Source organism: Nodularia sp. UHCC 0506, from assembly GCF_034931045.1.
GTDB lineage: Bacteria > Cyanobacteriota > Cyanobacteriia > Cyanobacteriales > Nostocaceae > Nodularia.
Map to the genome: position 1 here is coordinate 266,131 of NZ_JAYGHH010000002.1, position 22,511 is coordinate 288,641.

General features: G+C 39.4%; 17 protein-coding genes and 1 pseudogene. 11 read left to right on the forward strand and 7 right to left on the reverse strand.

Annotated elements, in window-relative coordinates:
• The 3 genes from VB654_RS02925 to VB654_RS02935 form a co-directional block, all read right to left on the reverse strand.
• Positions 1-1,238: NB-ARC domain-containing protein (locus tag VB654_RS02925; RefSeq protein WP_323211910.1), on the reverse strand; the 1,238-nt coding region annotated here is incomplete at its 3' end.
• 69 nt (positions 1,239-1,307) lie between these two features.
• Positions 1,308-1,739, reverse strand: coding sequence for a hypothetical protein (locus VB654_RS02930; RefSeq protein ID WP_323211912.1), 432 nt, complete (start codon positions 1,737-1,739; stop codon positions 1,308-1,310).
• 146 nt (positions 1,740-1,885) lie between these two features.
• A complete protein-coding gene (locus VB654_RS02935) occupies positions 1,886-3,265 on the reverse strand; it encodes a cytochrome P450 (RefSeq protein WP_323211913.1) in 1,380 nt (459 codons plus the stop codon).
• Positions 3,266-3,374: 109 nt separating this feature from the next.
• On the opposite strand from VB654_RS02935, the pseudogene VB654_RS02940 reads away from it, so the two are divergent.
• Together VB654_RS02940 and VB654_RS02945 are read left to right on the forward strand one after the other, a co-directional pair.
• Positions 3,375-3,533, forward strand: a pseudogene (locus VB654_RS02940) (AAA family ATPase); the annotation flags it as partial.
• Positions 3,534-3,635: 102 nt separating this feature from the next.
• Positions 3,636-4,214 carry a hypothetical protein gene (locus VB654_RS02945; RefSeq protein WP_323211915.1) on the forward strand — a complete coding sequence of 193 codons (579 nt, stop codon included), beginning with the start codon at positions 3,636-3,638 and terminating at the stop codon, positions 4,212-4,214.
• Between the two features lie 66 nt (positions 4,215-4,280).
• On the opposite strand, the gene VB654_RS02950 is transcribed toward VB654_RS02945, so the two are convergent.
• Entirely contained in the window at positions 4,281-5,168 is an 888-nt protein-coding gene (locus VB654_RS02950) for an alpha/beta hydrolase (protein ID WP_323211984.1), read from the reverse strand.
• Positions 5,169-5,281: 113 nt separating this feature from the next.
• Here VB654_RS02950 and VB654_RS02955 point away from each other — a divergent pair, with 113 nt between their 5' ends.
• The 6 genes from VB654_RS02955 (at position 5,282) to VB654_RS02980 (ending at position 12,937) form a co-directional block, all read left to right on the forward strand.
• Positions 5,282-5,590, forward strand: coding sequence for a carbon dioxide-concentrating mechanism protein CcmK (locus tag VB654_RS02955; protein ID WP_089092384.1), 309 nt, complete (start codon positions 5,282-5,284; stop codon positions 5,588-5,590).
• A 212-nt stretch (positions 5,591-5,802) separates the two neighbouring features.
• Positions 5,803-6,153 carry a BMC domain-containing protein gene (locus VB654_RS02960; protein WP_323211916.1) on the forward strand — a complete coding sequence of 117 codons (351 nt, stop codon included), beginning with the start codon at positions 5,803-5,805 and terminating at the stop codon, positions 6,151-6,153.
• A gap of 831 nt (positions 6,154-6,984) precedes the next feature.
• Positions 6,985-8,172 (forward strand): HetZ-related protein 2, encoded by a 1,188-nt coding sequence (locus tag VB654_RS02965; RefSeq protein ID WP_323211918.1) that lies wholly within the window; start codon positions 6,985-6,987, stop codon positions 8,170-8,172.
• Positions 8,173-8,618: 446 nt separating this feature from the next.
• Positions 8,619-9,863, forward strand: coding sequence for a pilus assembly protein PilB (locus VB654_RS02970; protein WP_323211920.1), 1,245 nt, complete (start codon positions 8,619-8,621; stop codon positions 9,861-9,863).
• Positions 9,864-10,067: 204 nt separating this feature from the next.
• Entirely contained in the window at positions 10,068-10,751 is a 684-nt protein-coding gene (locus VB654_RS02975) for a Crp/Fnr family transcriptional regulator (protein ID WP_323211921.1), read from the forward strand.
• 401 nt (positions 10,752-11,152) lie between these two features.
• A complete protein-coding gene (locus tag VB654_RS02980; protein ID WP_323211922.1) occupies positions 11,153-12,937 on the forward strand; it encodes a M61 family metallopeptidase in 1,785 nt (594 codons plus the stop codon).
• 28 nt (positions 12,938-12,965) lie between these two features.
• On the opposite strand, the gene VB654_RS02985 is transcribed toward VB654_RS02980, so the two are convergent.
• A complete protein-coding gene (locus VB654_RS02985; protein ID WP_323211923.1) occupies positions 12,966-14,336 on the reverse strand; it encodes an AAA-like domain-containing protein in 1,371 nt (456 codons plus the stop codon).
• Between the two features lie 633 nt (positions 14,337-14,969).
• Here VB654_RS02985 and VB654_RS02990 point away from each other — a divergent pair.
• The 3 genes from VB654_RS02990 to VB654_RS03000 all read left to right on the forward strand — a co-directional run bounded on the left by VB654_RS02990 (position 14,970) and on the right by VB654_RS03000 (position 18,423).
• Positions 14,970-17,000 carry a PAS domain-containing protein gene (locus VB654_RS02990; protein ID WP_323211924.1) on the forward strand — a complete coding sequence of 677 codons (2,031 nt, stop codon included), beginning with the start codon at positions 14,970-14,972 and terminating at the stop codon, positions 16,998-17,000.
• A 187-nt stretch (positions 17,001-17,187) separates the two neighbouring features.
• Positions 17,188-17,637, forward strand: a complete 450-nt coding sequence (locus VB654_RS02995) for a DM13 domain-containing protein (protein WP_323211926.1) — start codon at positions 17,188-17,190, stop codon at positions 17,635-17,637.
• 78 nt (positions 17,638-17,715) lie between these two features.
• Positions 17,716-18,423: a DUF4079 domain-containing protein gene (locus tag VB654_RS03000; RefSeq protein WP_323211928.1), complete on the forward strand. Its 708-nt coding sequence runs from the start codon at positions 17,716-17,718 to the stop codon at positions 18,421-18,423.
• A gap of 18 nt (positions 18,424-18,441) precedes the next feature.
• Here VB654_RS03000 and VB654_RS03005 read toward each other — a convergent pair whose 3' ends face one another.
• Together VB654_RS03005 and VB654_RS03010 are read right to left on the reverse strand one after the other, a co-directional pair.
• Positions 18,442-19,722: a response regulator gene (locus VB654_RS03005; protein ID WP_323211930.1), complete on the reverse strand. Its 1,281-nt coding sequence runs from the start codon at positions 19,720-19,722 to the stop codon at positions 18,442-18,444.
• A 5-nt stretch (positions 19,723-19,727) separates the two neighbouring features.
• The coding region (locus VB654_RS03010) for a GAF domain-containing protein (protein ID WP_323211932.1) at positions 19,728-22,511 on the reverse strand (2,784 nt) is incomplete at its 5' end.

A 22,511-nucleotide genomic window follows, 5' to 3' on the forward strand; every position in this document is an offset into this window, starting at 1 on the left:
AAGCGGTCTTGTGCTGTTGATAAACACTGCTCATACCAAGGTTCGGCTAAGGTATACAAACCCTGTCCTTCATAAAATCTGCCCAAGCTGACAAAAGGCCAAGCTAAATCTTCATCGCTGACGTATTGAATGAGATGATTTACTACTTCAGCTAGATGAGGTATGGCAAGGGAAACAGCATTAATTTCCTCAAGTGTGGGAGTGTGAGGAATTTGTGTGGCGACTGCTACCATTACCTGAGAAACGGATCGCTTCCATTCCTCTACCTGCTCTAAACCCGTAAACTTAGATTGGAAAAATTCCCGCAGCAGTGGATGTAGTTGATAAATTTCCTCACCTTTGCGCTGGAGTAAATGTAGATACAGCAGCTTATCGTCCCGAATTTCCTCTAAATCTTCCTCATCTTTTTCTGGTAAGCACTGTTCTACTAATTTCCAAGGTATGGGTGCAGCTGCAAATAAACTGAGTAAACAGCCTAATTGTTGATCATCTTCTGCTAATTCCTGCCAACTCAACTCAAAGGCTGCTTTCACTCCCAATAGTGCTGTCATGTCATCATCTGGCTTCACCAGTGCAGCTTGTTCTAGTCGCTTTTTCTCCAAACGCTGCATCATTTCCGATAAGGATAAATCCGGTTTCCGCGCCAAATATCGCCCCACCAACTCCAAACCCAAGGGTAAATACCCCAGCCATGCACACAACTGATTTGCTACATCTAATTCTCTCTCAATTCGCTCTGGTGTTTCTCCCAGCAAAGACCGTAACAACTCTAACGCTGCATCTGGTGGTAATACATCTAAAGGTAATTGCTTGATGGATGCACCCAAAAGTTGGCGCGTAGTCATCAACACTCTAAATCTGGAAGATAGCCCCTTTAGGTAAGTTTTGACTTGCTGGTAATCTGTGACATCATCCACCACTAGCAGCACATCACCTTCACGCCAATTCCGCAAGCAGAATTGCACTTGTGCGGCTAAATCAAACTCTTCTGGTGGGTTTAAATCAAGCTGAGTTCTGGCAAACTGCACCACTTGAACGCCCACATCCCCAGCTTTGACTTGTAACCAGCAAATTCCACCTTTGTAGGTTTCGCGCTGCGTCATTGCATATTGCAAGGCGAGTTCTGTTTTACCCAGTCCACCCATTCCCGTAATTGCAGCAATGGCGACTTGGTTATTTTCCTGCAAAAGTTGGTGGAGTTTTTGCAGTTCTTCATCACGTCCCACAAATTTCACCACCCCACTCAGGGGTAAATTTTGCGGTACTTGAGGATTTGACTTTACCTGTTCCCCTTCAGGCGAGTACAGTCAGAAGTTACCACCAATGAAAGTATTTCCCTGAAAGACGTTTTTAATTGAGTCAGCTAATTTTGTCGAATTGATTACACCTGCTGGTTGCGAGTTGAGGTCATTTGCTAAAGCCTGAACCTTTGGCGCTACTTGTGGGTCAGCGTTTGCGGCTGCTTCCACTTCCAGCACTGATTGAGCAATTTCGGTGTCTGTATCAGCTGCTGCTTTCAATTCCAGTACCGCTTGACCATAATCTAACGGTTGCTGTGGGTTTCCCTCTGGCGTATTCGCTAGTAAAGGGACTTTATTTTTCTTTTGTAGCTGTGCGATTAACTCATTACTTTTTTGGATTGCTGCTTCCCCCAGCTTTTCGCCTGTTTTTTCTAAGGCTTTAGTTAAAACTATTGTAGCGATCGCTGTTCCTACGGCTGTTAGTGTGATTGGTTCCATATCAATAATATTAAGAGATTATACTTTTGGTATTCAGTATAACCGCTTCTCAACAGAGAAAAAAAGCATCAATTATCACTCACGCAAAAAATAAAGATCCCCGACTTCTTGAAGAAGTCGGGGATCTGAGACTCCCGGTGTTGGCACTAAACGTTAACAGGTATACTTGCTCTTGTTACCTGAACTGTGGGTATCATCTGCATCCCTGCTGGTGCGGCTAAGGTGAGTCCACGGCGCACGGGATACACAGGACGCTGGTTAACTAGAGATAATTGAAATTCTGACAAAATCGTGGCTAAGGCAATTTTCATTTCATACTGAGCAAAAGCCAAGCCTATACAACGCCGATTTCCACCGCCAAAGGGTAAATATTCATAAGGGGAAAATTGCTTTTCTAAAAAGCGTTCTGGTTTGAATTGCTGTGACTGTGGGTAAACTTCCTCTCGATGATGGGCTAAATAAATACTGGGAACTATCGCCGTTCCTGCTGGTAATTGATAGCCCATAATTTCTACTGGGGTTTTCACAACTCGGATAAAACCATTCGCCACAATAGGATAAATTCTCAAGGTTTCTTGGCAAACTGCGGTTAAATATGGCAATTTAGCAATGCTACTCGGTTCAGCATTCACACCCAGGGTTTCTAATTCCCGTTGTAATTTCTCTCGTACTTCTGGTAATTTATCTATCCAGTAAAAAGCCCATGTTAATGCAGACGCTGTGGTTTCATGTCCCGCAACTAACATTGTCATTAATTCATCACGTAACTCCACATCTGACATTCCCTCGCCATCGTCATAACGAGCCGAAATCAATAAACTGAGAATATCTTGGCGATGTTGTCCAGATTCCGCCCGACGTTCTTGAATCAGACTATAAATTACTTGATCGATTTGCTGCAATAGCCGCACAACTCGCCCCCAAGGACTCCACGCACCTAAATCTTTTTGCATAAAACTAAAAAAGAAGGCGCTGGACATTAACGGCGAACCCATGAAGTCTAGCAGGGATGTCAGTAGTCGCCCCAATTCTCGAAAAACTGGCCCTTCATCCACACCAAATACTACTCGTAAAATCACGCGCAAGGTGATTTCTTGCATTGAGGCGCGGATATTAAAAGGTTTGCCAATTGTCCATTCATTACTAACTTGCTGTGTAATTTTGCGGATAGTTTCACCGTAAGTCCGCATCCTTTCCCCATGAAACGGCGGTGTTAATAATTTCCGTTGCTGCTGGTGGCGATCGCCATCTAATATAATTACAGAATTATCGCCCAGCAAAAATCCTAAACCCCCGCCTCCTCCACCAGATCGAAAACAATTAACATTACTACTAAAAATCTGTTCTAGTGCTTGAGGATGGCTAAAATACACAATATGCTTATCCCCACGATTCCAGATGGTGAAGTTGTCACCATAAACTTTGGCAAAATCTTCTACATATTTCACCGGCTGAGTGATAAATTTAACCATCCGCAGATAGCGTGGTAATTTTGGCCCATCAGGTAAGTTGTAAGTTACTGTCATAGGAGTTTGTTTGAAGTGACGGCTGCTGATTTTAATTTTTACGAATTTTGCTGTGATTGGAGGCTACACAAAGCGGTATATTTAACTAAGGCAGCCTCGGAAGTAAGCATTGCCAAACATCATCATTACCCTCAACGCTAAGGGAGGAGTCGGTAAAACGACTATGGCAGTTAATTTAGCTGCACAATTCGGGCAAAAGAACAAGTTTAATCTCATTGATGCAGATATTCAAGCTTCTGTCAGTTCATGGACGAGGCAGAATTATAACTGAAGGGTGTCGTCATTATTCAATGGCGAGGAAAAATGCACCGCAGGTGGAGTTAGTCTAATGCTGCGTGGCTGAGGAATTACAGCGTGATTGGAGAAAATAATGGTTAATAAACATCTATCCGACTTACTAGAAGAAGAAACACAAAAATTGATTCCACTGGAAAATCAATCTGTGATTGAAGTTAAAGCCGAGAAAGTTACCGAAGAAAATGCTTTAACAACAGATAAATTACCGACTCTGACACATAAACAGACTCCTCTCAAGGAAGCTATGTCTACTAATAATAATTTAGAAACCACTATCCAAGAATTAAAACAAAGTCTGGAAGAATCTCAAGATCAAGGAACAAGCCTTCAAAAGCAAATTGTTGATTTACAATCAGTGTTATATGAAAAGCAAGTATTAATAGAACGGCTGACCAAGGAACTGCACGAAGCTAAACAAGATGCGTTACACCTTGCAGAATCTAATTCTAAACTTATAGAAGAAAGTAAAGCACCAGCCACAGTTAAAAATAATCAGCCTGCAATCCCAGAGAAAGTCAGCCAGTCTGCTATCCAAGTCAAAGAAAAATATAACCCAGTTGGTTATAAAAAGTCACATCAAGTCCCTGAATATCTGCTAGAACGTCAGAAAGAAGATGATAATTTTGCCGATAATACTTGGTTGTACGATTAATTCGTAATTCGTAATTCGTAATTCGTAATTCTCCCTTTGGGAGAGCTACGCTAACGTAATTCGTAATTAGTTGCAAAATTCTAAAATGTGTTGGGTGGTGATTTTTGGCTGTTCTAAGTGTGGGACATGGCCGGAGTCTTGAATCCAGATGAGTTGACTATGGGGAATTGCTTGTTGAAACTTTTTGGCATCGACTGTACCTAAAATTTTATCGGTATCTCCCCATAAAATTAGTGTGGGTTGGACAATTTCTGCAAGCTGCTTTGCTTTAAAAGCACTATAACCACCGCTTTTGGTGAAGGCTATTAATGCTTGTGTCCAATTGGGCATTTCTAAGTGTAATGCACCACATAATTGAGCATCAATTGACGCGAGAAGTTGATTTTTGTACGCAGTCCGGGAAATGCGATCGCGTATCTTCGGATTACGTAAAAAGTTAGCTGCGAAAGCATCCAAGGGGGGAAACATCAATTTACTTAACGGTGAACCCCCTTTTAAACCAGCGCTATCGATTAACACCAGTTTTTTGACTGCTTCTGGGTAAGTCAAGGTGAAGTCAATGGCCGCAGCACCTCCCATCGATGCACCCACTAAAATCACTGGTTGGTTAATTAGGGTTTTCCAAAAATGATACAGATGAATTTTGATGGCTATGGGGCTAAATGGAATACCCTCTATTCTGTCTGTAAACCCAAAACCTAACAAATCTACTGCCCAGGTTTCATTATGTCCTGCCAGCAGTGGCAACAAACGACGAAATTCTAACACGGAACTGTCGAAGCCGTGAATTAATAAAATCGGCGTACCACCACTACCTTGTTGAACGCAGGTAGTAGTAATTGGTTGGTTAATTAAAGGAGTTGCGATCGCTTGACTTTGAATACTTTTGGCCAAGGCGATGGAGGTGGGTTCTGTCAGTTGCCCAACTGAAGGAGGTAAAAAACTAGGAAACATAATTTCTAAGTTTACAGCAGAAGCTAAGAGAAAATTTTCCCAAATGTCAAAATTGGTACGAAAGCCTCGTACAATTGATATCACTTCATTTTTTCAACTCAGGAGCTAATGCCATGCCAATGGCGGTTGGCGTAATTGAAACCTTGGGCTTTCCTGCTGTACTCGCAGCAGCAGACGCAATGGTTAAATCTGCCGCAGTCACAATTGTTTATTATGGTCAAGCTGAAAGCGCTCGAATGTTAGTTGCTGTTCGGGGACGCGTTTCGGAAGTTAACAGGGCAGTAGAAGCAGGAATATTCGCCGGAGAACAAACTTTTGGTGGTCAAGTAATTACCCACTACATTGTTCCTAACCCGCCCGAAAACGTAGAGACCATTTTACCAATCCACTTCACCGAAGTATCTGAACCGTTCCGTATGTAATAGGCAAATTCGTGATCTAATATCTTGTGTCATTTTCCATAAGCATAGGGTGAATAGTACCCACTCTCTAAAAATTGTCATCAAATCAGTGATACAAGACGTAAGCGCCTAAAAAACGCGATGACAAACCCGCAAATCATTAAACTTCCGCAAGTTACTGCGGATATTACATTTGTTGCCCTACATACATTTATTCATACAGGAGATTACTAATGTCATTACAGGCCGTTGGCGCACTTGAAACGAAGGGTTTTCCTGCTGTACTAGCAGCAGCTGATGCGATGGTTAAAGCTGGTCGCGTCACCCTTGTTGGGTATATCAGAGTGGGTAGCGCTCGTTTTACCATCAATATTCGCGGAGACGTTTCTGAGGTCAAAACAGCTATGGCAGCTGGTGTGGAAGCCGCAGAAAATGTTCATGGCGGTACTCTCGAATCCTGGGTAATTATTCCCCGTCCCCATGAAAACGTGGAAGCGGTTCTGCCCATCGGCTATACAGATGCAGTCCAACAGTATCGGGATTCTGTTGAAAACCCAATTATACGCTCTTCTAACCGCTTATAAACTGAAATTTCTCAGTTATGAGTCAAAAGTTAAAAGTCGAAATACTCATAAATTATTCGCAATTAACCTTTGACAACTTGAGATTTGAGGTTTTTGGTTCATGTCTCAACGCCACTGATTCAATTTGGGTAAACCTCGATACCGCAGTGGCTCCCCCTTGTGGGTGAAACAAATCCCCATGAATTTGCTATTGACTTTTTTGGAAAAAAATATGATAACTCGATATTAGGCGATAGTGAGGCGATCGCGTTAGTCATTCGGGACAATTAAACCAAAGTATGTTTAGTTTTGTAACAATAGTGAAATTGATTTATTAATGCCAATTTACTGATTGTATTTTCAGCGTTAGAATTGCTTATGCTTAACCGGCCAGAGGCTCTATAAATAAGCGGTAATAGTTGCAACACCCCCTCATTATCTCCCTTGTTAGTTATAGCAAAGTGCTGTGAGCTGTAGCGAGGCATTGAGTATAAAGCCAGTAGGGAAGGGTGGATTAAAATTATTACTTGGTAATTGAGCATATCTGTCATAGCTTGCGTGGCGTAGCCATACCCGCCCCTACATCAAAAACCTCAAGCTATCAAAACTGTTCTCATTCTGATGAAAACCCTACAGTAATCTATTAAATATTCCCTAAAAAATAAAACCTGATGGCAGTGGCAACCAATTTTAGATACATATAGGTAAAACAAAAAGTACAATTAAGAAAAATTACCTAAATTTTGCATAAAGTTAATCAATCCAGACGTAATAAGTATAAAACATCTGAAATGTCTTTTCTATAAAGACATAATCATAGGCAACTACCAGATGATAAGTTAAGTATGACAAATGGGGGTTGTGATGCCAACTTTAATACAGGGTTTCGAGGAGCGCAATCTCGCTATGACGAAGGAGGCAGAAAAACTAGCTCATTATTGGGGCAACCGCCTAGCTGCGGAGTGTCCAGAACAAAGCATAGCCAACAGAGAAAGTATTATTCTTTGGCTTTTAGGAAGTGACTTAAAACGCTTTGATGATCTCAAGCCTCAAGAGCTTAACATTGCTAAACAAGCAATGGAATATCGCTGGAAAATTTTACGTCAACGCTACTTGGGGGTCGGGCGAGAACGTGCCTATCGCCATCTAATTACTCGCCTAGCAGGTTTAGTCACATTACGCAATAAAATTCAGACTTGGGTGTCTCTAAGTCGCGATCGCCAGCGTAGTGTCATGGATGTATTACAAGAAGTGCTGCAAGAGTTACTGCAAAATGACAAGTATATGCAGCAGCAAATGGTTGGCATCGCAGAATTTACCACTGATACACGACTGCGGGATACTCTATTATTTGCCAGCATAGAAGAATATGCGATGCGGCCAGTCCGCAATCAACCCTTGCTCGTCTATAGATTTGTTAACTACCTGCGGCGCATTCAGCGTGGTGGCTTAACCCAAGTACCAAACAGTGAATTGGTCAAGGTTGTTTCCGAAGAAATCCTCTCAGATGACAGTGATAATCGCGTTAACTTGGCTGATACGCAAGCGATCGCGGAATATCATGAAACACAACAACTAGAAGAGCAACAGGCACTGCGGCAGTTAGTACAAGAAGAATTTGCCGATTATTTACAAAAAACCCTGGGACAAGAGGCCGTAGAGTGGTTGCGATTGTATCTGCAAGGCAAGTCCCAAGATGAAATCGCCAAAAAACTCAAGAAGCCAATCAAAGAAATTTATCGAATGCGAGAAAAAATTAGTTACCATGCAGTGCGCGTTTTTGCCCTCAAAGATAAACCTGAACTCGTGGATAACTGGTTGGCAACTTCCCTGCAAGAAAATAATTTGGGACTAACTCCAAACCAATGGCAGCAACTATATGCAAACTTAACTCCTTTGAGGCGAGAGATTCTAGATGCCCGTAAAGCAGGTCAATCTATAGAAGTCATAGCTCAATCCTTAAAACTCAAAACTCATCAAGTGATGGGGGAATGGTCAAAAATCTATCTAGAAGCCCAATCTTTAAGGGCTGAAGAATGATATAATCTCCTATCATGCATATTTAAGCATCAACAAGTTCACTAATCAACATCGTCTAACTAGCGAATTGAGAAAAATTAATTGCAGCAAAGAAGTTTCGGTAAAAAAACCGTAATGCTAACAGTTAAACACTCGCTCATTAAGTGCAAGTGTTTCTTTTTTGGTGAACCACTCAGACTTGCCTACAGAATCGAGTCTGAGTTTCCCAATTCATCGGGAATAGCCTCAAAACCTTGGGAGTTTTTGTGGTCTGACCAAGCCCCGTTAGAGGGGATGTAAGCAAAAACACAGACTCAACACCTGTTCTTGACACACCAGCTAACCTTATTTACACAAACATACTTAGTCATTAATTTAATTTTTAACAAGATAATCGAGTTACTTTATGACTTCTAACTAACTTTATAGCAAAATAAAATATAAGAAAATACTGAGCCATCAAATTTATGTTGTCTTCAGACGGCAAACTAACTGATACCGGAGCAGGTGGGCAGCAAGTATTACCCCACACTCCAGCAAATTGGGAGCAACGAAACGAGCAAGTATTTTATTTGATTGATAATCTCATATCTTTTGAAGCTTGCTTGTATCACCAAATTGCGCCCTTTGGCATAGAAGAAAATCGGCTGTTATTAGGTATGGTTCACCCACAAGACGGTGAAGCGCTAGATTATGTAAATAGCATCGTATCTTATATTAAATGCACAATAATACCCCAGGAAATCACTACTGAGATACACCGCACTATACTATCGGCCTATCTCAACCATAAAAATACATTAAGCTCAGATGCCAAACAAGTGGATAAGCAAGAAACAAACTTGTCCTTACAAAAAAGCAAAATTACTATTCTCGACAAATTAATTCGATCCGCAACTACCTCCGGTAAACCCCATCAGCCAGCGTCGGTATCCTTTACCGAGAAAGAAACCTCACAACATTCTGAGCCAAATAAAGATTTTTCTTCTACACCAAATTCAAATAACTTATCTCCAACCACTACCTTCAATTCTTCCGTGAACGAGAAGCAACAAAAAATCTCTCCTGCCGTAAAATTCCCCAGTAATTTAACTGTTTTACAAGTAAATTTGCCCGAAGAATTTATTCCTGTTGAGATGCTGATCAGCCTACCACCCAAAAAATTACTAGACGAACTACTGGGGAGAGTTGTGAGTGGAGGAATTGGTCGCTTGTATTTGGAAAGACAACCCTACCAAGGAAAGATATTTTGGAGTGATAATGGAGTCATGCAATCTGTATTAGAAAATATTCCTCTTTCAGTATTCCAAGGAGTGCTGAATCAATTGAAGTCCTTTGCTTCCTTACCAGTTGGCAAACTGTCAGAACCACAACAGGTAGAAAAAGAATGCCTGCATCAACAAAACCGTCTGTTATTACGCTTGCGGGTGATGCCAGGAACTTATGGAGAAGAAGCGACTCTACAAGTATTAAGAGGAACAGCTTTAAAATTCTATCAACAACAACAATTAGCCCGTCTTAGTCGGGATGCCTTGGGAATTTCGCAAGAACTCAGCTTTAAATTACAAGAACTACACCAACGAGTTCTTCTTAATCCCAGCCTAAACCCAGAGCAATTGGCAGCTGTAACGGCTTTAAATCAGCTAGTAGAAAATTTAGACCAGCAAATAAAAATATTGCGGGGAACTAGCGAAACACCGACAAACAGCTAATCATAATTAATCTGTCAGTGAAAGCGCTGATTTCGTTACGATGGACACTTGTTATGTTGTAATGGAATTCCAGACTAAACCCTTTGAAAATTTCAGTGTACTTTATAACAAATTCTTAGTTATTTATACTAAGACTGTGGGTTTAAAAATTTATATCAGCAAACTTAATTTTTCAGACTTAAACTCATTTATTTTCGATAATACATGGAAACTGAGGTTTTTAGTCAAATTTTTCCCTTACTGAGTACAGCCAATCCACAGACTTTGGAATGGTTACTCAACGTAGCTATTGAACACGAATACCCTGTTGGGCGAGCCGTGTTGATGGAAGATGCTTGGGGTAATGCAGTTTACTTCGTAATTTCCGGTTGGGTGAAAGTCAGACGCACCTCCGGAGATGATTGTGTCGCTCTAGCTATTTTAGGACGCGGTGATTTCTTCGGCGAAATGGCAATTTTGGATGAATCCCCACGTTCAACCGACGTGATTGCCCTTTCGTCAGTAAAGTTGTTGAGTATTTCTAGAGAGCGTTTTATTCAAATATTATTTAAAGACCCGCAGTTACATCATCGGATGTTGCAACTGATGGTACGGCGATTGCGACAAATTAACCAGCGCTTACAAATTCGCTCTTATCCGCCTGCTGTCAAACTTGCTCATACCTTAGTTAGTTTGGGCGAAAGCTATGGGCAAGACTCAAGCAAAGGTAAGGAAATTTTGAATATTCCTTTTAAAGATTTAGCCGAGGTGACAGAAATTGGTGTAGAAGAAACTACCAAAATCATGCAAAAACTGGATGAAAAAGGTTGGATCATGATTGACAGTGCTAACAATATTATTAATCTCATCAACTGGAAACAGTTGATTAACCTAGCGGGCAAGTTCTAAGCTCGATTTGATTATCAAGGTGAGAATACCAAGATATTTACGAAATTACCCTTTCTGCATCATGATAAATGTAATGGTTTGGACATGACATTTGTTAAATGTGGGAAACTATTCATATTGGATAAATTTCAGGGTAGTTAAATGTGTTCAAAAGTTGACTTTACTCATATTTGCTCGCATTGCGGCAATACTCAAGACGTTTTCATTGGAGGATATAGCGATTCCGTAGGATATACGGTAAATTTCTCAGAATCCCCGTTCAGCAAGAATCCTCTGGCTTTTGAGCATGGAAGTGTCAATCAGTCTTAAGTCCACATTTGTGAACTTATTGGCTATTGACCACTAACTATTGACTATTGTCTATAAACTATTGACTCAGAATTTATAACTCTTAATTACAGATGACCGAAGCAACAGCACCTCGTATCGAGATTGGCGTCCAGGAAACAGTACCGATGATTCATTACCTGGTGGCAATGCCTCAACCAGAAACGCATCTGTTTGAGGTGACATTGCAGCTAATCAACCACTCATCGAAAATTCTTGACTTGAAAATGCCTGTATGGACACCAGGCTCATACTTAGTGCGAGAATATGCCAAAAATTTACAATATTTTGCCGCTTTTGCGGGGGATAAGCCTTTGCCTTGGCGAAAAATTAGCAAAAATCATTGGCAGGTCAATACCAGTGGTGTTTCAGATGTAACTATACGTTACCGGATATTTGCGAATGAGCTATCGGTACGGACGAATCATTTGGATACTACCCACGGCTATTTCAACGGTGCAGCCCTGTTTTTTAGGCTCCCTGGTTGGGATAGTCTACCCATTCAGATTACCGTTGTCCCACCGCACCCAGATTGGCGGGTAACGACTTCCTTACCAGCCGTTGGTGAACAAGCTTATACTTTCTTGGCTGATGATTTTGATACCCTTGTGGATAGCCCGGTGGAAATTGGTAGCCACCAATCATATTACTTTGAGGTTTTGGGAAAGCCTCATGAACTGGCTGTTTGGGGAGAGGGTAATTTACAATCACAGCAAGCAATTGCCGATATCCAAAAAATTATCCAGGTAGAAGCGCAAATGTTTGGGGGTTTGCCCTACGAACGATATGTTTTTCTGCTGCATTTATTTGCCCAAGCTTATGGAGGGTTGGAGCATAAAAACTGTTGCTCATTAATTTATCAGCGTTTTGGGTTTCGCTCTCAGGAGAAGTACGAGCGCTTTGTGCAATTGGTGGCACATGAATTTTTTCACCTGTGGAATGTCAAGCGTATTCGCCCTAAAGGTTTGGAGGTTTTTGACTACGAGCAGGAAAACTATACTTCTTCTTTGTGGTTCTGTGAGGGAACTACAAGTTATTACGATTTACTGATTCCTTTGCGGGCTGGCATTTATGATGCTAAGTCCTATTTAAATCATTTGAGCAAGGAGATTACTAGATTTCTGACTACGCCAGGGCGCAAGGTGCAATCACTGGCTGAGTCAAGTTTTGATACTTGGATTAAACTTTATCGTCCCGATGCCAATAGCAACAATTCCCAAATGTCCTACTATTTGAAGGGGGAAATGGTTTCTTTGTTGCTAGATTTACTGATTAGAGCGCGACATGGGAATCAGCGATCGCTTGATGATGTGATGCGGCAAATGTGGCGGAAATTTGGGCAACCAGAAATTGGCTACACTCCCGAACAGTTGCAGGAGGTAATAGAATCGGTGGCGGGTGTGGATTTGGCTGATTTCTTTGAATCCTACATTAATAGCACTGACGAATTACCCTTTAATCATTACCTGGAACCCTTCGGTTTACATCTGATCGCAGAACGGGAGGAAGAACCTTATTTGGGTGTGAAAGCAAAAACTGAACATGGGCGAGAAATAATTAAATTTGTGGAAGTTGGTTCACCTGCACAACAAGCGGGAATTGATCCAGGCGATGAGTTATTAGCCATTGATGGCATCCGATTAACAGCTCATCAACTGAGCGATCGCCTCAAAGATTACCAACCAAACAACACCATTGAAGTTACAGTCTTTCATCAAGATGAATTACATACCTATTCCGTTACTCTTGATACACCACGCCCGACGAAATTTCAAATTGTCCCTGTAAATAATCCCGATCCCTCACAAAAGGAGAATGGAGCAGGGTGGTTAGGCGTACCAATAGTTACTCTTCGTTGATCTGAACTACCTACACTGTAACGACAGATCAGTGTAGGCTTCCCAATTTATTGGGGGCGGTGAAATTTTCCAAGGAGTGAAGTTGTCTCCGAAAATATAGACGATACAACTCGCACAAGGGAGTACAGCGATCGCCTTCTAGATTGATTAACCCCATACTATGTAACTTATATGCTGTAACTGGTGCTAATTTCACATCATTGATCGCAGTAATTACCTCATAGAAAGCAGTGGCTAATTCTGGCTCCCCTTGCAATAACAATACATACTGTCTTAAATATTCGTGATAAATTCCCTCTGTAGTCGCTGCTTGTTCTAGTAGTTCTTGTAGGTTCCTTTCTAAGCCTCCCCTACCCACAAGATGATACAAAGCCAATCTAATTAAATAAGGATGTCCCCCCACCATAGCCATTAACCTTCTAGTATTCTGACTATCTGTCCAATTTAATCCGTGACGTTGTGCTAAATCTTCTACCTGCTCTTTAGTAAAATTTGGCAACTTAATTAATAACCCTATATTAAATGGGGATTTAGTCAACTTTAAAGGAGACAGAATTTCCTGAGAATAAACCAATACCAGGCGGAGTTTTTGCCAAACTTCTAGCATTTGGGAATGTTCATACCAAGAACGTATTAATGAGAGGAATTCCCCAGCAATCTCAGGATATGCAAATACCCAATCTATCTCATTTAAAATTAAAACCACAGGACTTTCCGCAGCACACAGCAAATATTTTTGGAAATAGAGAGTACAGCTAACTTTGCTACCCATATCCTCATCCCAATAATCATTAAGTTTTGGTTCTAGCTGTAATTCCCGGCTAACATTAGCACACAACCACCGTAAAAACTTATCCAAACTGCTAAAAACTGCTTTATCCCCTTGCTGAAAATCTAAACTAACAGTGCGAAAACCTTGATTAGTAGCCTGTGCAATTACCCTCAGAATTAGAGAACTTTTCCCCATTTTCTGAGGGGCTTGGATACAGATAATACTTCCTGGTGTAGCTATTTCTGTATAGGCAAGTTCTTCAACTGGCGGGCGAGGAATGTAGAACCTGGAATTCAGAGATACCAATCCATTAGGAAATTCTAGGGATATCGCAGTGGCAGCGCAATTAAACTCCTTAATTAACTGCTGATGGGTTTTACCCAGACGGCGAGATGACAACGTTTCACGAAAGTTAGATTTATTAATAGGTTCCCGCCAAAAATCGCTTAACAATTGCCACAAATGAGCAGCAACTTTCCTCACACGCTCTCCCCCGTAGTGGGCTTCAAAGGCTATACTTGTATAAGTTTTCCCCTCCCACGAAGAGCGCAAAATCATTTCTTGGAGTGTTGTCAAACCATTAACTTGGCTGGCTTTTAGTAGCAATACAACTTCATCTATAGTCATTCGTCATCGGCCTTAGTTCTGTGTTTTTTTGTCCTCAAAGTTGAGGTGATGAAGATTCAAATTAATGTAGCCTCCCAAATTGGATTGCAAGCCAGTTTATTTGCAAAAAGCTACAAATACAGCTTGACAATATTACTTTTATCTGAAATATCTGGCATACATCGATTTTAGAATTTTTTAAATAAAAATTCACAGGTATTCCCTCTGCTTAATTCGTGATTTTAGATACTCATTGCCTGACATTTGGAAATAATAGATGGAGAAAATGTAGCTAATTTTTGGTAAAAGATCCTGTGAGCGATCGCCACAGAGGTTACACTCATTTATCTAAGTTTTTCTATATTTAATTCAAGATTAGTCATACTTTCGTTGATATAATTTTTAACTTTGATCAAATCCAGTAATTAATAGCTCAGTAAACATAAGTAGGTAGGAAAAACCCAAACTATATTACGAACAGTAAACAGGGCAAAAATCCTTACCAATGACCAATGACAAAGGACAAATGACGACCCCCACCAGTTAACTGTATTTACGCCCACTGACTTATTCACCCTTTTCATGTTGATTTTTAGGCGCTAACACAGCGTAGAGAAAGAAGGTCAGAATATCTTCCTCATCCTATTAGCCGTTATGCGTATCCAAGAACCCGCTACCAACCAAATGGAAGCTCATGTTGTAGCGCCAATCTCTCAAAGTTTCCCAGACCAACCACAATGGACACAAGCACCAGGAGACTTAGATATGGGACAGCATTCACAAGCAGCTTTACAAATGGCATTAGCCGCCAGTGGTCTGGGCTGGTGGAATTGGAATTTAGTAACCAATCAAACCTATTATGACCCCCAGTGGAAACAAATTTTAGGATACAAAGTAGAAGAAATTACCAACCATTATCAATCCTTTGAGGAACTTGTACATCCAGAGGATTTATTCAAAGTTCAACAGGTATTGCAAGAGTATCTAGAAGGATACATACCTAAGTTTGAAATTGAATTAAGAATGTTATCCAAATCCGGCGAGTGGAAATGGATTTCCTCTGGTGGTCAAGTATTTCAGTGGGATGAATTTGGTAAACCAATATGGATGACAGGGACTCATAGGGATATTACTCAGGAAAAAATATTCCAAGCAACTTTGCAGGATTACCAAAAGCAGGAAAAATTATTAAAATCTGTCCGCAAACAGCTAAATTCTTGTACTGAAATAGAGCCACTACTGCAAAATATATTACAAGAAATACGACATTTTTTACAGATTGATCAAGCATTAATTTATTGTATTCAATCTAACGGTAGAGGGGAGGTATTGTTTGAATCTGTCACCACACCCTTCAAATCTTTGAAAGGTACAGATATTCAAGTTTCCATACCTCAGAGGGAGTTAGAAGCATACCAATCCAATATTAGCGAAGAATTTAATACAGTACCTAAAGTTTCTGGCACAATTAATTTCCTGGATCAATTAGAACTAAAAACTAATTTAGTAATTCCTATTTTATTAAAAGAACTAGATGATCCCAATTCAGAGATTTTCAAACATAAATTATGGGGATTGCTAATTATTTATGATCATGGTAATAACCGTCAGTGGCAGAAATGGGAAATAGATACTGTCACCCAAATTAGTCAAGAAATAGGAAGATATATTCAGCAATATCAACTTTGGAAAAAAGTGCAAGATGAAATTACCAAAAGTGAGTTAGCAGCAGCACAAGCAAGGGAAAGTTCGGAACAATTGCAAATTATCCAAGGGCAATTATTACAGAATAATAAAATGGCTAATCTCGGTCAAATTATAGTAGAGATGGCTAATGAAATGTATAATCCTGTTAACTTTATTTATAGCAATCTTCATCCCACTAGTCAGTATGCTGAAGACTTAATTAAACTCATTGAATTATATCAATATTATTATCCCAAACCACAACCAGAAATTAACTCATATTTGGAGCAATTCAACCTGAGTTTGATAAAAACAGATTTTTTAAAGTTACTTTGGTCAATGCAATCTGGTTCTGAACGCATTCAAGAGATTATTTCTGCTTTGCGGATTTTTTCTAACTTTGATGCAGATAGAATGCAAAAATCTAACTTACATGAAGGACTAGATAGTGTGATTAGAATATTGCAACATCGCTGCAAAGAAAAACCAGAAAGACCAGGAATTGAATTTATTAAAGAGTTTGGAGAATTACCTTTAATAGAGTGTTATCCCGGAGAGTTAAATCAAGTATTTATGAATATTTTCAATAATGCCATTGATGCTCTAGAAGAAAGGATGAAAGAAGACTGTTCTTTAATTCCCCAAATTTATATTCGTACAGAAGTGGTGAGTAGCCATTTATCATTAGTCACTAGTAACCAAAGCAATACAACTAATTCCAAACTGGCGAAAAAGCAAAAAGTTATCATCCATATTTATGACAATGGTAAGGGAATTCTTCCTCATATTCAAAGGCGGATATTTGAACCTTTCTTCACTACTAAGCCAAGGAATAAAAGTAAAGGCTTGGGATTAGCTATTAGTAAACAAATTATTGTGGAAAAACATCACGGTAAACTTAGATGTAATTCTCAATTAGGTCAAGGTACAGAGTTTGTGATTGAAATGAATACAACAGCCAGACAGTATACTGATATGAGAAGACACGCAACTTTCTAAATAATTATGGTTCTTCGGTACTAAAAACCAAATACAAATTTACAACCAATTTAGTTTATAGTAAAAAATATTACTTACTAATCAAGTTTAATTTGCACACATACCCTCTAAGAAGCCACCTTACGGGTGTTTCTAAGAAATTGGGGGTCTTTTCTTTGGGTTTGTCACAGGAATGAGGATATTTTAGATGAAGTTCAAACATTTAGTAATTCTGAGTATTGCTACCATGATCACCGCAGGCTGTGCAACAGAGGTAACTTCAAATGAAACAGATACTCAAACGCCAATTGCAACAACCTTAGCTAGTCCAGTTGCGGAATCTGGCAATTTTCAGGCTGCGGAACATCCAACGCAGGGAAAAGTCAGTGTAGTCAAGGAAGCAGGTAAATCCTACTTGGAATTTGATCAAAATTTCCAAACTGATAATGGCCCCGACTTATTTGTGATTTTGCATCGTTCTGCAACTCCACCAGTTTCTGGTATTCAAGAAAAAGATTATGTGAGTATTGCGGCACTACAAAATATAAGTGGTACTCAACGTTATGCTGTACCTGATAATGTGAACTTGGCAGATTTCAAATCTGTGGCGATATGGTGTCGGCAATTTAATGCTACTTTTGGCTACGCCAGTTTATAAATTTAAAATATAAAAGACAAAAGATAAATAACTGCTCTTTTGTCTTTTCAATACATAAATTTTAGGAGTATCTATCTCATGCAAACAATAGATTTTCTGCGTATTATACATCCCGCGATCGCAGTTATTTTTGTTTTTCCCTTAATTGGCATTGTAGTTAACTTTGCCTGGCAAACACGCCAACGTCGTTTACAAAATTTGGCTGGAACTAAAAGCAAAATTCCGCCTGTAGTTGGCAAAGAACATAAAGAATTTGGTGACTGGTTAACCAGTGCAGTTGTGGGGTTATCTTTAATAGGATTAGCTTACCCAATTGCTAAAAACATTATTCAAAATCAATTATGGAATCAGGATATTTTCTCTGTTGTTTTTATTTTGTTAATGTTTGTTGTAACTATTACCTCCCTGATATTACTATATCGTTCTAAGCAGCGTCTATGGAGAGGAGTTTTTGCAACATTAACTGGTGCAGGATTAGTGATTCTTGGTTGCCAAGATGGAGTATTTCGCCGGACAAATGAGTGGTATTGGTCACATTATTACATTGGAATTTCTGCTTCATTACTAATGATATTTTCTGTAGCAATTGTGCAAGATATCTATCAAGATAAATCTCATCGTTGGCGGTTGGTTCACATTATATTAAACTGCGTTGCTTTGTTACTATTCATCGGACAAGGAATGACAGGGACACGAGATTTATTAGAAATTCCTCTAAATTGGCAAGAAACCTATATTTATCAGTGTGACTTCGCTAATAAAACTTGTCCAAAATTAAATGAATAAGTATGATAATACAAAAATTCAAGAAATTTCAATAATAAATTCTGAACCTCCTTCAGAGCAGTTGTGGTATGTTAAAGTACCTTGATGAAATTCAGTGATGATTTGATAGCTAGTAAATAAACCTAATCCCACTCCTTTACCCGGTGATTTAGTGGTAAAAAACGGCTCAAATAAATGAGGTTGATTCTCTGGGGTAACTCCTATCCCATTGTCTCTAATACTAATTCTAATTTGCTGTTGCTCTGTTGTGGATATATTGAGCCAAATTGTTGGGTGATATGAACTGTCAATCACTGAATTTACTTTTAATTCCAGAGCCTGAATAGCATTTTGTAGAATGTTAAGTAGAGCTTGATTTAATAAATTTGCTTGACCAATGAATTTTGGTGTGTCCTCATAATTTTTCTTAACTGAAATGCTGACTGCTCCTTCATTTAAAACAAGTTGATAGCGCAGTATAATCAGGACACTTTCCAGATTTTCTTGAATATCTATAGGTTTGATACCTGATTCATCAACACGGGAGAAAATATGCAGAGCCTTGACAACTGAGCTAATGCGTTCTGCGCCCGTGTTCAGAGAGTTAATAATCCTTCTTAAATCTGTAATTACAAAATCTAATTCAATTTTCTGCGTAAAATTGTTAATTTCTGGAGTAGCATCTGGAAATGATTTTTGATAGAGTTTAATCAGGGTGATCAAGTTTTCACTATAGTCTGATGCAGGTTTGAGATTACCAACAATAAAATTGAGTGGGTTATTAATCTCATGAGAAATCCCTGCTGTAATTTGAGAAGCATTCAACAGTTTTTCTTTTTGAATGAGTGCAGCTTCAGTTTTTTGCAATTCTAGGAGCATACTTTGGATCTTCTGATTACGATTATGTAAATTTATTTGTAATTGTCGTAATTTTAAATGAGTCTGGACTCTAGCTAATATTTCTTCTAGATTAAATGGTTTAGTAATGTAGTCAATGCCTCCAGCTTCAAAGGCTAGAATTTTATCATTAACTTCATTCCCAGCACTTAAAAAAATCACAGGAATTGCACAATTTTTTGGATCATTTTTTAAATATTCGCAAACTTCATACCCTCCCATTCCTGGCATATTGATATCTAGAATAATTAGATCAGGTGGCAGTGTGTTCACAGATTTTAATGCTGCTTTTCCATTAATAGCTTTACGAACTTGATAATTGTGTTTAGATAAAAAATCTGATAAGAACCGAATGTTTTCTAATTTGTCATCAACAATTAAAATGTCAGCAACAAATACTTTCTCTTCCAGAGGCATATCCATAATATTTAAGAAAAATTAAATTGTTGAGTGATTATCATTATTTTGTCAAATTGATAGGTTTCAATTAACCGAATTAAAGCTGTAATTAAATGGGTATGTTCGCTAGGAATTTGAGCCACAAGTTGGAGACTACTGCTATCATTGCCTTGAGCAGCGGCCAAATGTAATTGGGCAATCCAACTAACTGGCATAATAGCTAAAGACTCAGTGTCAAGGACATAATCGACTGGCGGCTCAGTCTGACTAACTTCAGTTTCCTTATATAGATATTCTATCTGTAGATGCTTGGTGAGTGTTTCTAAAATTTCCTCCCAACGAAATGGTTTACTAACAAAATCATCACAACCTGCATCTAAACTTTCTTGTTTCTGTTCTGTAAAAGCACTAGCTGTGAGGGCAATGATTTTTGTAGGGGGGGAATTTTGTCCATGTTGATTGTTTAATGTTTGTGCCAAATGACGAATCTGCCGAGTAGCTTGATAACCATTAATAATGGGCATTCGCATATCCAGAAAAATTAGGTGAGGTTGCCATTCTTGCCAAATTTCAATAGCCTGTTTTCCATTTTCTGCTTCCTGGACTGCAAAACCTAAACGGTTCAAAATATTGCTCAATAGCAATCGGTTAGCAGGATTATCTTCAGCAATTAAAATGCGATAATTTGTTTGTCTGGGGGCAAGGCTAACTACATCAAGGATGGGGGAAGATAAGTTAATAATGGCAACAGTTTCAGGCAAATTAGCCGGGATATGAAAGCTAAAACAAGTACTTTTATCTAACTCACTTTTTACAGTAATTTCACCGCCCATTAATTGCACAAATTTTTGACTAATCCGCAAGCCTAAACCTGTTCCTTGCCGTGATTGTTGTCCAGAGCGTGTTTGCTGAAAGGCTTGAAATAAATTTCCAATTTCTTCTGGAGCAATTCCAGTTCCAGAGTCTTCAACTGCAAAAAATAGCCGATATTGCCTGGGGAATTCTGAGTTAGCAATGTCGTCTTCATTCCCATATAATTCCTGACATCTAACTCGCAAGGCTACCTGCCCTTTTTCAGTAAACTTGATGGCATTAGCCAACAAATTGATGAGTATTTGACGTAGTTTGTTTTCGTCGGCTTTGATGTATTGAGGTACAGTCTCATCGCAATCAAAAATTAGTTTTAAGCCTTTAGATACAGCTTTCTGTTGCAGCATTGCGGCTAAACTATTTAGTAAGTTATGTAGGTCAAATTCTACTTCATATAAATTCATTTGTCCCGCTTCAATCTTGGACATCTCCAACACACTATTAATTAGTCCTAGAAGATGTTCACCACTTTGGTTAATGATTTCTGTATATTTTTGATGTTCTAAGGATAAGGTTTGATCTCGCTGCATCAATTGGGTGAAACCCAAAATGGCGTTAAGTGGAGTCCGTAATTCATGGCTCATATTGGCCAAGAACTCACTTTTGGCGCGATTAGCGGCATCAGCAGTTTCTTTAGCCTGTTTTAGTTCTTGGGCTTGTTTCTGGGTTTGGGCAAATAATTCTGCTTGTTGCACAGCCACCCCAAGTTGATTACCAATTTGGGTAACAATTTGAATTTCTGGATTTTGCCATTGTCGTGGGTTGCCGTTTTGATAAACTGCTAATAAGCCCCAGAGGTGACTGCCGCAAAAAATGGGAGCAATAATATAAGCTCGTGCTTGTAATTGTGCTAAAAGCTCAAGATAACATTCATCAAACCCAGCTGCATAGATGTCATCAACACAGCAATAGCTCTTTTGTTCCTGATAGATGCCGCCCATGTTTGTTTGCAAATAGGTATCGCGAATTACTGCTTCTGAATCAGTCAGTTTTGTAATTACACAGTTATCTTGATCCACAGATACTTCAGTGATTTTGCTATCTCCGGGTTTTGCCGGAATCACAGCAGGCCAAAATTCAGAAACAGATTCGGCAACTAATTCGCCACTCCAATCTGGTTGAAAGCGATAAATCAAGACGCGATCGCATTCTACAGCTTGACGTAATTCCGCAGTAGTAGCCCGGAAAATAGATTCCAGGTTCAGGCTTTGGCGCATTTGCTGAATGACTTGCTTTGTAGCCTGTTCTCTCTCTGCCATTACCCTCATTGCTGCTTCTGTGTGAATTCGTTCTTGAATTTCCACTTCTAAAGCATGATTAACCTGCACCAGTTCAGCAGTGCGTTCCTCAACGCCAAATTCTAATTCCTTATAGGCAAGGCGTTTTTCTTCTTCTGCCCATTTGCGTTGTAGTTCTGTAGAAGCCCTAGCTGCAAAAACTTGCAATAGTGTTTTGACTCGATCGCTTGTTTCTAGAGGTTTCACATCGACAATACACAGGTTGCCAATCACATTCTGATTCACATCCACTAGGGGAACCCCGATGTAACTTTCTGCACCTAATTTTTTTAGCAATGAGTTATTAGGAAACAACTCCCGTAATGCACTGGGATAAGCACACAAAATATTTTTTTGAATTACATCCTTGCAGGGAGTGTTAATCAATTCATATTCAAAGTTTTCTGCTAAATGGTCTACAGACCAAAAATTAATACTTTGGAGCTTTTGTAATGAGTCGTCAACTGTCTCAAAGACAATTGCATAAGATACACCCAGGGCTGTTGCTAAATTTTGCACTAATGCCGGAAAAAAATCATTTCCCGCAACAGAAGCAGTACCGGCAACAATCATTTGTAGGGTTTTTTCGGTTTGTTGCCGTTCGGCGACTTGCTTTTCTAATTCCTGGTTAATCATTTCTAGCTGTTCAGGCGATCGCATGGCTAG